The following is a 14,688-nucleotide window of genomic DNA, read 5'->3' as shown; positions in this document are numbered from 1 at the left end:
GTGTTCAGCGGGGGGTGACGGTTGCGTGGTGCGGGGCCGGCCCGGGGTCGGCGGGGATGCGGTCGGCCAGGAAGCCGTAGGCGCACGACAGTTCGGGGTCCCGTGAGCCTGTCGTACGCCACCACTGATCGATGCCGTACCAGCCGGGCGCGGCGAGCGCCCCGGTGTGGAGCTGTACAGACAGTCCGGCGGCGAGGGAGGCGAAGCGCAGCCGCTCGGCGAGCGGCCAGCCGCCCAGGGTGGCGGCGACGAAGCTCGCGCCGAAGACGTCTCCGGCACCGGTCGCATCCATGGCATCGATGTCAAGGGCCGCGACCTCGGCGTATTCGCCGGTCGTCTGGTCGACGGCGAGGGCGCCGGAGCGCCCGCAGGTGATCACTGCGACCGGTGTCAGTTCGGCGAGCTTGTCGAGTGCGGCGGCCGGGCTGTCGGTGCGTGTGTAGCCCATGGCCTCGGTGTCGTTGGGCAGGAAGGCGTGGCAGAGGGACAGCTGGTTCAGCACCTCGCCGGACCACTGTTCGGTGGGGTCCCAGCCGATGTCGGCGAAGATCAGGGTGCCGGCGGCCGCGGCCTTGCCGAGCCACTCCTGCGGTTCGGCTCCGATGTGCACGAGCGCGGTGCGCGCGGGCGGCGGATCGTGGAGCAGATCGTCCTGGGAGTGGGCGGGCGGCCCACCGTGGGTGATGAGGGCGCGGTCGTGGTCGTGGGCGAGGGAGACCGTGACCGGGGTGTTCCAGTCCCTCGCCGTACGGGACAGGGACAGGTCGACGCCCTCCTGTCCGGCGAGGATCTGCCGGCAGTGCGCGCCGTAGTAGTCGTCGCCGAAGACCGTGGCCAGAGAGGTGTTCAAGCCGTAGCGGGCCGCCGCCACGGCGAGGTTGGCGATCCCGCCGGGACCGCAGCCCATCCCCCGCGTCCAGATCTCCTCGCCCGGCGTCGGCGGCTTGCCGAGTCCGGTGAGGACGAGGTCGTAGAAGAGCAGCCCGGTCAGCAGGACGTCGGGCCTGGGCTCCTCGTCCACGTGCGCATCCTCTCGCCGGAGATCCGTCGATGGCCTTCAAGGTGTGCACAGGATCGTGCGCCCGGCGCGCAAAATTGGCAAGAGTTGAGCGCGAATCTGCATAGAAATGCTTGAGATTGACGAGTAGCGTTCGTGACGTGCTGGCTGAGCGACGACATCAACTCATCCTGCGGGCTCTGCGATCAGGCGGCCCCGCAGCAGTAACCGACCTGTCCGAACAGCTCGACGTGAGCCCCGCGACCATCCGGCGCGACCTGGTCAAGCTGGAGGAGGAGGGCCTGCTCACGCGGGTCCACGGGGGAGCCGCGGTCGAGGAGGGCGATCAACCCTTCGCGGAGGTCGCCGAGATCAGGGTCCCGGAGAAGGACGCGATAGCGGTCCGGGCCGCGGCCATGGTCGAGGAGGGGCAGTCCGTCCTCCTCGACATCGGCACCACCGCCTACCGCCTGGCCCGGCAGCTGCACGGTCGCAGACTGACCGTGATCACCAGCAATCTGGTGGTGTACGAGGAGCTGGCGGACGACACCGGGATCGAACTGATACTGCTCGGCGGAATGGTCCGGCGGGAGTACCGCTCCCTGGTCGGCTTCCTCACCGAGGACAACCTCCGCCAGCTGCACGCGGACTGGCTGTTCCTGGGCACGAGCGGCATCCGCCCCGACGGCCAGGTCATGGACACCACGGTGATCGAGGTCCCGGTCAAACGGGCGATGATCGCGGCCGCGGACTCAGTGGTGCTCCTCGCAGACGCGGGCAAGTTCCCCGGCACCGGCATGGCGAAGGTGTGCGGCCCAGCGTCCCTCGACACAGTGGTGACCAACGCGCCCGCGGACCCGGCGACCAGCGCGGCGTTCGACGAAGCAGGAGTGAAGGTGGTTGAGGTATGAGGCTCACGATCCTCGGCGGCGGGGGCTTCAGACTGCCGCTGGTGTACGGCGCGCTGCTCAGCGATCACGCCAAGGGCCGTATCACCCACGTAACCCTTCACGACCTGGACGCCGGCCGGCTGGCCGCGATCGCGCGCGTCCTCGCCGACCAGGCGGAAGGCGTGCCGGACGCCCCGCCGGTCACCGTCACCACCGACCTCGACGAGGCGCTGCGCGGCGCCGACTTCGTGTTCTCCGCGATCCGCGTCGGCGGCCTCGAAGGCCGCGCGGCCGACGAACGCATCGCCCTCGCCGAGGACGTGCTGGGCCAGGAGACCGTCGGTGCCGGCGGCATCGCGTACGGACTGCGCACCGTCCCGGTCGCCGTCGACATCGCGCGCCGGGTCGCCCGGCTCGCTCCCGACGCCTGGGTCATCAACTTCACCAACCCGGCCGGTCTGGTCACCGAGGCCATGGCCCGACACCTCGGCGACCGCGTCATCGGTATCTGCGACTCGCCGGTGGGTCTCGGCCGCCGGGTCGCCCGCGCGCTGGGCGCGGACCCCGACACCGCGTGGATCGACTATGTGGGCCTCAACCACCTCGGCTGGCTCCGCGGCCTGCGCATCGAGGGCCGCGACGAACTGCCCCGGCTGCTCGCCGACCCCGAGCTGCTCGGCTCCTTCGAGGAGGGCAAGCTCTTCGGCCCCGACTGGCTCCGCTCCCTCGGCGCGATCCCCAACGAATATCTGCACTACTACTACTTCAACCGCGAGGCGGTACGCGCCTACCAGGAGGCGAAGCAGACCCGCGGGGCCTTCCTCCATGAGCAACAGGCCCGGTTCTACGCGGAGATGGAGCGGCCCGACGCCCCGGCGCTGGCGACCTGGGACCGTACCCGCGCCGAGCGCGAGGCGACCTACATGGCGCACAACCGCGAGGCCGCGGGGGTCGGCGAGCGTGACGCATGCGACCTGGAGTCCGGTGGCTACGAGCAGGTCGCCCTCGCCCTGATGCGGGCCATCGCGCACAACCAGCGCACGACGCTCATCCTCAACGTCCGCAACCGCACGACGCTTTCCGTGCTGGACGAGGAAGCGGTCGTCGAAGTGCCCTGCTTCGTCGACGCGAACGGCGCGCACCCCGTCTCCGTGTCCCCGCTGCCGCTGCACGCCACCGGACTGGTCTGCGCCGTCAAGGCCGTCGAGCGCGAGGTCCTGGCGGCGGCCGACAGCGGCTCGCGTGCGACGGCGGTGAAGGCCTTCGCCCTGCATCCCCTTGTCGATTCCGTGACCGTCGCCCGCCGTCTCGTCGACGGCTACACCGGCGTCCACCCCGCGCTCGCGTATCTGAGGTAGGAGCCCGCACATGCACGACGAACGCCGCCGCATCGAGGAGCGCGTCGAGCGCATCCTCCAGCAGCGCATCCAGCCCGCCGTCCACGCCGTCTCGCTCCCCCTCGACGTCACGGCGTGGGAGGCTCCGGACGAGCCGGTGTCCTTCGCCGAGGCCGCGTCCCAGACGTACAAGCCGTTCGCGATGGGGACCCCGTGGGGTCCGCCCTGGGGCACGACCTGGTTCAGGGTCCGCGGCGAAGTCCCCGCCCAGTGGGCCGGCCGTCGCGTCGAGGCCGTCTTCGACCTCGGCTTCGTCGGCGACTGGCCGGGCAACCAGGCCGAGGCCCTCGTCCACACCCTGGACGGCAGCCCCCTCAAGGCGGTCAACCCGCAGAACCAGTACGTGCCGGTCGCATCCCCCGCGGCGGGCGGCGAGCGGATCGACTATCTCGTCGAGGCCGCGTCCAACCCCGACATCCTCGCGGGCGACTTCCGCGGCCCGACCCCGCTCGGCGACAAGGCCACCGCGGGCCGGGGGCCCCTCTACACCTTCACCCGCGCCGACATCGCCGTACTCGACGAGGACGTCTGGCACCTCTCGCTCGATATGCAGGTGCTGCGCGAGCTGATGCTGGAGCTCGGCGAGCACGAGCCGCGCAGGCACGAGATCATGCACGCGCTGGACCACGCGCTCGACGCGCTGGACCTGGACGACATCTCCGGCACGGCGGCGGACGTACGGGAGCTGCTGCGGCCGGTCCTGACACGTCCCGCCCACGCCAGCGCCCACACCATGTCGGCCGTCGGCCATGCGCACATCGACAGCGCCTGGCTGTGGCCGATCCGCGAGACCAAGCGCAAGACGTCCCGCACCTTCTCCAATGTAACCGCGCTGGCCGAGGAGTACGAGGAGTTCGTCTTCGCCTGCTCACAGGCCCAGCAGTACGAGTGGGTCCGTGACAACTACCCGCAGGTGTGGGAGCGCATCAAGAAGGCCGTCGCCGACGGCCAGTGGGCGCCGGTCGGCGGCATGTGGGTCGAATCCGACGGCAATCTGCCCGGCGGCGAGGCCATCGCCCGCCAACTCGTCCACGGCAAGCGCTTCTTCATCGAGCACTTCGGCATCGAGACCAAGGGCGTCTGGCTGCCGGACTCCTTCGGCTACAACGCGGCCTATCCGCAGCTGGCGAAGCTGGCCGGCAACGAGTGGTTCCTCACCCAGAAGCTGTCGTGGAACCAGACCAACAAGCTGCCCCACCACACCTTCTGGTGGGAGGGCATCGACGGCTCTCGGATCTTCACGCACTTCCCGCCGGTGGACACGTACAACGTGGAGTTCTCCGGCAAGGAGATGGCGCACGCGGTCCGCAACTACCAGGACAAGGGCCGCGGTACCCGCTCGCTGGCGCCGTTCGGGCACGGCGACGGCGGTGGCGGCCCCACCCGCGAAATGATGGAGCGCGCGCGGCGCCTTGCCGACCTCGAAGGCTCGGCGAAGGTCAAGGTCGAGCACCCGGACGCGTTCTTCGAGGCGGCGCGCGAGGAGTACGCGGACGCGCCCGTCTGGTCCGGCGAGCTCTACCTGGAGCTGCACCGCGCCACCTACACCTCGCAGGCCCGCACCAAGCAGGGCAACCGCCGCAGTGAACACCGGCTGCGCGAGGCCGAGTTGTGGGCGACGGCCGCCGCGCTGCACACGCCGGACTACGACTACCCGTACGAGAAGCTGGACCGGCTGTGGAAGACGGTCCTGCTGCACCAGTTCCACGACATCCTGCCGGGCTCGTCGATCGCCTGGGTGCACCGCGAGGCGGAGGCGGAGTACGCGCGGGTGGCGCGGGAGCTGGAGGCGCTGACCGGCGATGCCCTGTCGGCACTCGGGTCGGGCGACGCGTACGTCTTCAACACGAGCCCGCGTGCTCGCGCCGAGGTGGTCACAGGCCCGGACGGTGTCCCCGTCTACACCGAGGTCCCGGCGAGCGGCATTGCCCCCCTCGGCGCCGGGGCGACTCCGCGGCCGGTCTCCGCGGCCGGCCGTACGCTCGACAACGGCCTCGTCCGCGTCACCGTCGCGGACGACGGCACGCTGGCGTCCGTACGCGACCTGGTCGCAGACCGCGAGGTCCTCGCCGCCCCCGGAAACCTTCTGCGGCTGCACAGCGACCTGCCCAACTACTGGGACGCCTGGGACATCGACAAGCATTACAAGAACCGCTTCACCGACCTGCTCGACACCGAGTCGGTCACGGTCGTCGAAACGGGACCGCTGGTCGGCGCGGTGCGCGTCGAGCGCGCCTTCGGCAAGGGCTCGCGCATCGTGCAGACCGTCACGGTCCGGGCGGGCAGCCGCCGTATCGACGTAGAGACCGAGATCGACTGGCACGAGGCCGAGAAGATCCTCAAGGCGGCCTTCCCGATCGACGTCCGGGCCGACCGGTCCACGGCGGAGATCCAGTTCGGCCATGTCCACCGGCCCACGCACACCAACACCAGCTGGGAAGCGGCCCGTTTCGAGGTCTACGGCCACCGGTGGGTGCATGTCGGGGAGCCCGGCTACGGCGTCGCGGTCATCAACGACTCGACGTACGGACACGATGTCACCCGCACCACCCGCGACGACGGCGGTACGACCACCACGGTCCGCCTCAGCCTGGTCCGCGCACCTCGCGTCCCGGACCCCGAGGCCGACCAGGGCACCCACCGCTTCACCTACGCGCTGCTGCCGGACGCGACCGTGGAGGACGCGATCGCGGAGGGGTATGCGCTCAACCTGCCGCTGCGGGTGGCGGAGACGGCCCGGAACATCGAGCCGCTGGTGAGCGTCGACAACCCCGCCGTGACGGTCGAGGCGGTGAAGCTCGCGGACGACCGCTCGGGCGATGTGGTCGTACGGCTCTACGAATCCCTCGGCGGCCGGGCGAAGGCGACCCTGCGCACGGGCTTCCCGCCGGCCGGGGCACAGGTCACGGACCTGCTGGAGCGTCCACTGCCGGACGAGCCGGTGGCCGTCGTGGACGGCGCGGTTTCGCTGACGCTGCGGCCGTTCCAGATCCTGACGCTGCGTCTTTCGCGGGCGTAGTCAGGCTCTGCGCCCGGCAGCCGAACGGCGGCCGGGAGCAAGACCGTTGACGGGCGAGCAGCTGCAGTCCTACCGCGAGCTACAAGAGCGGTTCGGCATTGCCAATATGACCGCCCGCAGCGCGCTCAACGTCCTGCGGGACGAGGGCCTCGTCTACACCATCCACGGACGAGGCAGCTTCGTCGCCGACACCGACGCCGCCGGCGAGTTCTCCCACGATTGCACCGCGCCCGCCTGGTACCTCGCAGGCAAGAGAGGGCTCGCGAGTGATCAGACGGGGGAGGGGAAGTCCGACGACGCCACGGCCGCCGGAACCCTCACCGAACTCCTCACCGCCCTGAGGGATGAACTCCGCGCCCTGAGTGCGGAGCAACAGGAACTCAGGAAGGACGTCGAGGAGCTGAAGGCCCAGCGCCTCACGGATCAGGGTCAGACTCCCTGAGTTCTGCCAGTTCCACGCGCAGCTCCCTCACCTCCTTTTCCAGGCGCCCGGCCATCGCCGACATTTCTCTTATGAGAGCGTACACAGCGGCCGGACCCGTGGGTGGCCGCCAACTCCGCCTTTTCATCTGCCGCTTCGTGCTCGTCCATGTCTCCCCGCTCAATCTTGCGTCGTTCGGTTCCGCCGTACCGCACCCACTTAAGCCAACTGGGCTTGCCCAAAGGCTTGCCCAAAGGCTTGCCCAGCGGCTTGCCCAGCGGCTTGCCCGTGCGCGGGGCAAGCCAGATTTCTCAGCGGGCAAGCCCTTCTATTGCTAGGTAAGCCCGACCGCAACCGGCCCGGACGGGCGCGGTCACCGGACCAGAGAACCGCCCGACCCGACCAGAACTCCGACCACGGAGGCCCGACCACGGTCACGAAACGGCGACGCCCCCCGCGTCCGGGAAGGTGATTTGGCCCGACCACAGCCCAACCGCCCGTTTATGGGAGCGCATTTCATGGAAGTCACCTCCATCCGCCTCGGGTGCCTGTGACACCCGCTCAGTACAAATCAGCAAACCCGACACCACTCACCGATTCGTGACCTCACCACGAAGCCCCTGGTGAGGTCACGAATCGACAACAAGCGCCGTGGTGAGTAGCCGCAGAACTCACCACGGGGGTCACGAAGCAATAACGACAGCCGTGGTGAGTGGCTGCCATTATTCACCACGGACATTCCGACATCACCAACCTGTGGATAAAGCCCGGCGATTGGCGGCGCGATCCATCGCAAACGCCGCTGTGACGCCGACCGATAGTTGGCCATCTCGATCCGTAGTTGGCCATCGCCCCGTTTCGACTGCCCAAGACAGGCCCAAGCGTCTGTCGGAGGGCTCAGCCGCTCGTCTTAGTTCGGTGACCCGCGTCACACCCGGCTCCTGTCAGCAATCGGGGCGCCGTCTCGTTCAAGGGGCACGCGAACGAGACAGGAGCAACGCCATGAAGCACCGCATCGTCGTACTCGGCGCCGGATACGCCGGGGCCTTCGCCGCCGGAAACCTGGCCCGTCGGCTCTCCCCCGCCGACACCGAGATCACCGTCGTCAACGCCGTGCCCGACTTCGTTGAGCGGATGCGGCTCCACCAGCTCGCGATCGGCCAGGACCTCGCGTTCCGCAAGCTCGCCGACGTATTCGCGGGCACCGGGGTGCGGCTGCGCCTGGCGCGCGTCACCGGCGTCCACCCCGAGCGCAGGACCGTCGCCGTGACCGGCGAGGACGGCGACGGCGAGCTCGCGTACGACACGCTTCTCTACGCGCTCGGCAGCTCCGTAGCCCACCATGGCGTCCCCGGCGTGGCCGAGTACGCCTTCGATGTGACCGGCCGGTCCTCGGCGCTGCGTCTGCGCGAGCGCCTGACCGGCCTGGGCGAGGGCGGCACCGTGCTGGTCGTCGGTGAGGGGCTGACCGGCATCGAGACCGCCACCGAGTTCGCCGAGTCCCGGCCCGATCTCTCGGTCGCGCTCGCCGCCCGCGGCGAGCTGGGCGCCTGGCTCTCCCCGAAGGCCCGCCGTCACCTGAGCCAGGCCTTCGACCGGCTCGGCATCACCGTCCACGAGCACACCGGCATCGAAGCCGTCGAGCCGACACGGGCGATCGCCGCCGACGGTACGTCCATCCCGGCCGACGTGACCGTGTGGTCGGCCGGGTTCGCCGTGCACCCCATCGCGGCCGCCAGCGGCCTGGAGGTCGCCGAGACCGGCCAGATCGTCGTCGACCGCACCATGCGCTCGGTCTCGCACCCGGACGTCTACGCCGCCGGTGACTGCGCCTACGCGATCGGCGAGAACGGCCGGCCGCTGCCGATGTCCTGCGCCTCGGCCGGCTTCACCAACATGCAGGCGACCGCCGCGATCATCGCGCGCCTGACGGGCAGCGAGGTCCCGACCACCGGGCTGAAGTACCACGGCAACCACATCAGCCTCGGGCGGCGGGACGCGATCTTCCAGATGGTGGACGGGGACGTCCGGTCGAAGTCCTGGTACCTGGGCGGCCGGACCGCCGCGCGGCTCAAGTCGGGCGTGCTCAAGGGGGCCGGGTGGGGCATCGCCCACCCGACCTTCGGCATGCCGAAGCGCAAACGCCGCCTGGCCACCGCGCCTGACCGGGCCGGTGTGAGGGTCGCCGCATAGGCTGCTCCGCATGGACAGCGCAGCCATCGATCGGTTCGAGGCCAGCCGGGGCCGGCTGGCCTCGCTCGCGTACCGTCTGCTCGGCTCGGCTGCCGACGCCGAGGACGCCGTGCAGGACACGTTCCTGCGCTGGCAGGCCGCAGACCGCGAACGGGTCGAGGTGCCGGAAGCGTGGCTGACCAAGGTCGTCACCAATCTCTGCCTCGACCGGCTCCGCTCGGCGCAGGCGCGCCACGAGCGAGCGGCCGGTGCCTGGTTGCCCGAGCCGCTCCTCGAGGGCGACCCGATGCTCGGCCCGGCCGACACCTTCGAGCAGCGCGAATCGGTGTCCTTGGCCGTACTGACCCTCTTGGAGCGCCTCTCGCCGGTCGAGCGGGCCGTCTACGTCCTGCGTGAGGCCTTCTCGTACAGCCACGCCGAGATCGCCGGGATCCTCGACATCACCGAGTCCGCGAGCCAGCAGCATGTCCACCGGGCCCGGATCCGGGTCACCGCCGAGCGCCGCCGCGGCGGCGAGGCCGACCCCGTGTCCGCGCGCCGGGTCGTCGAGGAGTTCCTCGCCGCCGCCACGTCAGGGCGCACCGAACGGCTGGTGGCGCTGCTCACCGACGACGTGACGGCGGTCTCGGACGGCGCCGGACTGGGCAAGCGGCTGCTGCGGTACAAGACGCGCGAGCGGGTCGCCTCCTACGTGCGGGCCGGCTTCAAGCCCACGCCGGCGAAGCGGCGGCTGGCCGGCGGCTCGCCCGCGATCCATATCGCGCTGGTCAACGGCTCCCCGGCCGTCCTCGCCGTGGTCGACGACCGGGTCGTGGGCGCCGTGGCGTTCGAAGTCAGCGACGGCAAGGTCGCGTCCCTGCGCGGCATCGCCGCCGCGGACCGGCTCGCGCGCCTCAACGAGGCCTGGCGGCAGCACGAACCCGACGCGCCGGTCATCAACGCATGGTGACCAGAGCCACCGGAATCCAGTGACCTGAGTCGGAGCGAGGACGGCCCCCTTCGGCCCCCGCGCTGCACAGCAGCACGGGGGCCGAAGCACGTCGGTCTCCCGAATCAGATTCGGCCATGCAGTTCGGATCCCCGATGGCCAACTATCGGTCGACACAGTGGCCAACTACGAATCGTCACGGAGGGCTGACCAGGGCGGATCCGAGCGCCCCTGGCCACCTATCGCTCGAAGTCACAACCACCATGACCGGACAAACAAGTTGCGAGCGGCAGAAACGCCGCGCGTGGTACGGCTGCGAACGTCGGCACCCAGTCGGAGGACAGCGCCTTGGAGGCGAGCAGGGAGCGGCCCAGCGCGGACCGCTCCCCGTCGTACTCCATGTCAGTCAAGGTCACCGGTCAGCGACCGAGCTCGGGCCGCCATCGGGCGAGGGCGGCGTGGGCGGGACCGGCCACGGCTGACCTGGGAGTCCGTCACCCCCTCCGCCGCCACCACCGCCACCGTCACGGCTCGGTACCACGATCATGATTCCTCGCTTTCACGGAAGGGGTGTGCTGATCCCCGCCCCAGCCACACGGCGACGCCGTCGAACCCATCCTGTGGGCTCCGTCGCGAGGGCAGGGACTTCACTTGGGTGGATGCCAGACCGAGCACCAGGCTGACGCTGGCAGCGATCATGTACAGCGCTCCCACGGCGAACGCTACGCAGCCGCCACCCCCAGGGAACGAGCCCTGCTCGGCGTGATCCACGCACGCGGACTGGCCGCGAACAGTCGGAAGCAGGCAGCGGCGAAGGCACTGTTGTGGGCCGAGGACGACCTATCGGCGGCAAGTGAGGGGATACGGGAGCCGAACCGTACGTTCTTCTTCGGCGAAGCGTCACTTGCTCAAGAGACGGCCTGCACCCTGCGAGACCTGGGCGACCGGCCTCGCGCCATCCGCGAGTTCCGCCACTCCGTCCGTACCCGCGGCGCAGCATTCCGTCGGCAGTCGACGTCATCGATTCGACTCGGGCAACGTCGCCTTGTCGGTGAGCGCGGGCGGCTACAACGAGGTCCATAGTTTCGGGTTGCTGATGGACGGAAGCATCAGGCCACAGCAGCGGGACCGCCGACGGGCGATGGTGGGCCGCTGCGGCTTCCGTGACACGGCCACTCCAGCCATGCAGCGCCCCCCCGTTCGTACCGGGCGGAGTGCGGGCCCTTGGGGAGCCTCACGACCCCGCCGGGGCGTTCTACCAAGAGGCATTCGACGTGGTGCGCAACCAGGCAGCCGCGCGAGGCTGTGAGGTACCTGCGGACACAGATCAACACCATGCACCGGCATTGGGTTCTCGCCTCAGGTGACGAGGCCCAGGACGAGATCCGGCGGCGCGTGCTGTTTCCCCGTGAACTGGAAGGTTACGCATCGGCCGCGGGTTTCGCGATCGTCGAAGTAGTGGATGAGTCTCGGAACGGACTCACCGGGCCGACCGGATACACAGTGGCGCAGCACGTCCGCTGATGCGGATGCGGCGTTGTCGACTCACGCGGTCGCCGGTCGAAGACGTCTTCACCGCGCTGGACGAGCAGACCGTCGTCGTTCCGGGCACCGGGCACCGCAGCGATGACGGCGACGACGGCACACAGAGGCCGTTGATCGCCAATCTCAACGGACTGAGCAGGAGGCCGCCGGGCTCGCAGGGCGGTGCCCGGTCCATAGAGTCAGAGGGTCGTCAGCTCGTAGAACCCCCTGCCGAAGGTGGCGGCGACCAGGCGGTGGTGCCCGGCGTCGTACTCGATGTCGTCGACCGGGACCTGCGGCATGCCGCGGCCGAGGCGGTACCAGCGCCCCCCGCCGGGCAGCAAGGCGAACACGCCCTGGTCCGTGCCGATGTACAGGATGTTGCCCCGGCCGATGATCAGGTCGTTCACGGGCGCGGCCGGAAGGTTGCCCGACAGGTCCTTCCAGTGCTTGCCGCCGTCGGTGCTGCCGTAGACATGAGCTAGTGCCGATCCCGCCCGGTAGCCCGAGTGCGTGGTGTAGACGCGGTCGGGGTTCTTCGGGTCGACGACGACCCGGGTCACCCACGGCCGGCCCTCGGCCAGTTTCGTCCAGGTCGCGCCCAGGTCCTCGGTGACCCAGACACGGCCGTCGTCGGTACCGGCGTAGACCGTGCGCCCGTCGCCCGCCGGGGCGACGGTCGTGATCGTGCCGTAGTTCGTGTAGATCGGGTCGGGGCCGGGACCGCCGCTGAGGTCGGGGCTGATGGCCTTCCAGGTCACGCCGCCGTCGGTGGAGCGGTTGAGCACTTCGGAGCCGTAGTAGAGGACCTTCGGGTCGCGCGGGTCGAAGACGACCGGGGTGAACCAGTTGCGCCGCTTGAAGACCGTCTTGTCGGCGAAGTACGTCAGGTTGTCGCCGCCGTCGGTGGAACGGAAGCAATTGCCGTACTGGTAGCAGGCGTACACATTGTTCACGTCGGTCGGGTTGATGAGGTTCTCCTCGCCGTCCCCGCCGAGATACTCGTTGAAGCCGTCCCCGCCCCAGGACCGCAGCGAGCCGTTGTCCTGCGCGCCCCCGGAGATCCGGCTGGTGTCCTGTGGGCTGATCGCCGCGCTGTAGAGCTGGGTGTACGGCTCGTGACGGGCCTTGACCCAGCCGCCGTCCCCGTCGGCGTCGGAGCGGTAGACGCCGCCGTCGTTGCCCAGATAGACCCGGCCCGGATGGCGCGGATCCCAGACCATCGCGTGATGGTCGACATGGATGCTGCTGTCGTCGTACGTCCAGGAGTCGCCGCCGTCCTTCGAGGTCAGCAGCGCCACCCCGGCCACATGCAGATGCCTGGCGTCCTTGGGGTCGGCCCAGATCTTGCCGAACCACCAGCCGAAGCTGGACTGCGAGTTGGCGAGGTCCTTGTTCTCCGGTGTCCGGCTCCAGGTGTCGCCGCCGTCTCTCGAGGCGTAGAAGCCCTCGAAGGGGCCGCTGGTCTTGTTGACGATGGCGTAGACGTTCTCTCCCGCGACGGCGAGGCCGATCCGCCCGACGTCGGGGCTCTGGGCGGGCAGACCGCCGCCGAGCCGCTGCCAGGACTTCCCGTCGTCGTCGCTGCGGAAGACGCCCGAGCCGACGCCGCCGTATGTGCGCAGATCGGGCCGACGGCGGTGGTCCCACAGCACGGCGTACAGCCTCTTGCCCTGGACGACCACCTCGGTGGCGCCGGTGAACTCGTTGGCTCCGGTGAGGATCCGCTGCCAGCTCGACCCGCCGTCGTCCGAGCGGTAGACACCACGGTCGCCACCGCCGTTGTAGAGCGATCCGGCCGCGGCGACGTATAACCGGCGGGGGTTGGCCGGGTCCACCGTGATCGCGCTGATCGCGCCGGAGTCGCGCAGCCCGATCGGTCGCCAGTGGGCGCCGCCGTCGGTGCTGCGATAGAGGCCGGTACCCTCGTAAGTGATGCTGCCGCCACCGGGGTTGGGCTCGCCCGTCCCGGCGTAGAGAGTGCCGTCGGGGCCGGTCGCGACCGCGCCCATCGCCTGCGTCCAGTCGTCCGGCCAGGCGGACGTGAAGGTCTGCCCGGCGTCGGTGCTGCGCCAGATCCCGCCGCTGGCCGCGGCGGCATACACGGTGTCGGCGCGCTTGGGGTCGAGGGCGAGCGAGACGATGCGCCCGCCGATATTGGTCGGTCCGACCGGCTTCCAGCGCCCGCCGACGGTGGGCAGTTGACGTGCTTGCGCGGCGGCGGTGTCGTGAGCGTGGCGCGGAATCGACTCCCCCGGCAGGGTCTTCTGCAGATACCGGTACTCGGCCGGCGCGGCGGGCCCGCGCACGGGCCGGTACACGTCCGGCGGACCGGGCGGCGCCGCCACCGCGGGCGCCGCGAGTGTCGCGGCGCCCACGAGCGAGATGAGGACCAGCTGAAGCAGACGTCTGTGCATGAACACCCTCTTCATCGTCATGACCACTTCAAGACCTGATTGACGTTACGAGAGAGGGCCAGTGCAACAGAAGGGCGCGCGTTGGACATTGTGAGCCGGGAGACGGGAGGGGCACGTCGGCAACCACTCGGCTGGGCTACCGGTCCAGCGACTCCCCGTCCGGGCTGTCCCGGCCGTCCGGGCCGTCCGGGCCGTCCGGGCCGTCCGGGCCGTCCGGGAAAGGCTCTCGGACTTCGTCGAAGGACGCCAAATACGTGGCCGCCATGTCGCGTTCGCCCAGCCCCTGGCGCTCCAGCCGCTCGAAGCGCGCCACTCCCGCCCGCGCGACATCCAGCCGTAGTCCGGACCGCTCCCCCGCGTCGACGATCGGACGCCCAGGCCGCTACGGAGCAAGTTGCGTGCCATCGCGGCACCCATGATGCCGGTGCCGAGCACCGCCACCGTGGGACGGTCCGTCCTGCCGCTCTGTTCGGTGGGCGCGGTGGATGCGGTCACTCGAATCGCCTCTCGCCGTCGTGGGTGGTGGCTGTCGCCGGGCCAGCCAATCAGCCCGCTGGGCCTCCCGCGGACGGTGACATGCGGGAACACGACGGCGCGGCCGCCCGTCGTGGGCGGCCGCGCCTGGCTGGTCGACCGGGTCAGTTCCGGGCCGGTGCGGCGGTGCCGTAGCGGCGCTCGAAGCGCTCCACACGGCCGGCCGTGTCCAGCACCCGGGAGGTTCCGGTGTAGAAGGGGTGGCTCGCCGAGGAGATCTCCACGTCGATCACCGGGTAGGTGTTGCCGTCCTCCCACTCCACGCGCTGCGCGGACTGCGCGGTCGAGTGGATCAGGAAGGCGACGTCAGCGGCACGGTCACGGAAGACGACCGGGCCGGAGACGGGGTGGCTACGAGGCTTCATGCG

11 protein-coding genes and 1 pseudogene are annotated in these 14,688 nt (G+C 70.1%); 6 read left to right on the top strand and 6 right to left on the bottom strand.

Annotation, left to right across the window (positions count from 1 at the left end):
- Positions 1 to 4: 4 nt before the first annotated feature.
- Positions 5 to 1,021: a carbohydrate kinase family protein gene (locus ACZ3H8_RS27215; protein ID WP_467406224.1), complete on the bottom strand. Its 1,017-nt coding sequence runs from the start codon at positions 1,019 to 1,021 to the stop codon at positions 5 to 7.
- A 137-nt stretch (positions 1,022 to 1,158) separates the two neighbouring features.
- Between ACZ3H8_RS27215 and ACZ3H8_RS27210 the strand changes: the two genes are divergently transcribed.
- The 6 genes from ACZ3H8_RS27210 to ACZ3H8_RS27185 all read left to right on the top strand — a co-directional run bounded on the left by ACZ3H8_RS27210 (position 1,159) and on the right by ACZ3H8_RS27185 (position 9,866).
- Positions 1,159 to 1,908, top strand: a complete 750-nt coding sequence (locus ACZ3H8_RS27210) for a DeoR/GlpR family DNA-binding transcription regulator (RefSeq protein ID WP_467406222.1) — start codon at positions 1,159 to 1,161, stop codon at positions 1,906 to 1,908.
- On the top strand, positions 1,905 to 3,245 hold the full coding sequence (locus ACZ3H8_RS27205) for a 6-phospho-beta-glucosidase (protein WP_467406219.1): 1,341 nt from the start codon (positions 1,905 to 1,907) through the stop codon (positions 3,243 to 3,245). Before ACZ3H8_RS27210 ends, ACZ3H8_RS27205 begins: the two co-directional genes overlap by 4 nt.
- Positions 3,246 to 3,255: 10 nt before the next feature.
- Positions 3,256 to 6,303, top strand: coding sequence for an alpha-mannosidase (locus tag ACZ3H8_RS27200; protein WP_467406217.1), 3,048 nt, complete (start codon positions 3,256 to 3,258; stop codon positions 6,301 to 6,303).
- A gap of 46 nt (positions 6,304 to 6,349) precedes the next feature.
- Complete coding sequence (locus ACZ3H8_RS27195) at positions 6,350 to 6,745, top strand: GntR family transcriptional regulator (protein WP_467406215.1); 396 nt, start codon at positions 6,350 to 6,352, stop codon at positions 6,743 to 6,745.
- Between the two features lie 981 nt (positions 6,746 to 7,726).
- Positions 7,727 to 8,917, top strand: a complete 1,191-nt coding sequence (locus ACZ3H8_RS27190) for an NAD(P)/FAD-dependent oxidoreductase (RefSeq protein ID WP_467406212.1) — start codon at positions 7,727 to 7,729, stop codon at positions 8,915 to 8,917.
- A 10-nt stretch (positions 8,918 to 8,927) separates the two neighbouring features.
- Complete coding sequence (locus tag ACZ3H8_RS27185) at positions 8,928 to 9,866, top strand: sigma-70 family RNA polymerase sigma factor (RefSeq protein WP_467406210.1); 939 nt, start codon at positions 8,928 to 8,930, stop codon at positions 9,864 to 9,866.
- 218 nt (positions 9,867 to 10,084) lie between these two features.
- Here ACZ3H8_RS27185 and ACZ3H8_RS27180 read toward each other — a convergent pair whose 3' ends face one another.
- The 5 genes and pseudogenes from ACZ3H8_RS27180 to ACZ3H8_RS27160 all read right to left on the bottom strand — a co-directional run bounded on the left by ACZ3H8_RS27180 (position 10,085) and on the right by ACZ3H8_RS27160 (position 14,685).
- Positions 10,085 to 10,246 (bottom strand): hypothetical protein, encoded by a 162-nt coding sequence (locus tag ACZ3H8_RS27180; protein ID WP_467406209.1) that lies wholly within the window; start codon positions 10,244 to 10,246, stop codon positions 10,085 to 10,087.
- Between the two features lie 1,323 nt (positions 10,247 to 11,569).
- Positions 11,570 to 13,786 carry a WD40/YVTN/BNR-like repeat-containing protein gene (locus ACZ3H8_RS27175; RefSeq protein ID WP_467406206.1) on the bottom strand — a complete coding sequence of 739 codons (2,217 nt, stop codon included), beginning with the start codon at positions 13,784 to 13,786 and terminating at the stop codon, positions 11,570 to 11,572.
- Between the two features lie 136 nt (positions 13,787 to 13,922).
- Entirely contained in the window at positions 13,923 to 14,099 is a 177-nt protein-coding gene (locus ACZ3H8_RS27170; protein ID WP_467406763.1) for a hypothetical protein, read from the bottom strand.
- A gap of 41 nt (positions 14,100 to 14,140) precedes the next feature.
- Positions 14,141 to 14,281: pseudogene (locus ACZ3H8_RS27165) on the bottom strand (NAD(P)-binding domain-containing protein); the annotation flags it as partial.
- A gap of 143 nt (positions 14,282 to 14,424) precedes the next feature.
- Positions 14,425 to 14,685: a type B 50S ribosomal protein L31 gene (locus ACZ3H8_RS27160; protein WP_467406204.1), complete on the bottom strand. Its 261-nt coding sequence runs from the start codon at positions 14,683 to 14,685 to the stop codon at positions 14,425 to 14,427.
- Between the last annotated feature and the right edge of the window lie 3 nt (positions 14,686 to 14,688).

It is taken from the genome of Streptomyces sp. NPDC002868 (genome assembly GCF_055563295.1).
Note: the sequence above shows the minus strand (reverse complement) of the source record. Positions and strands in the feature narration are given on the sequence as shown.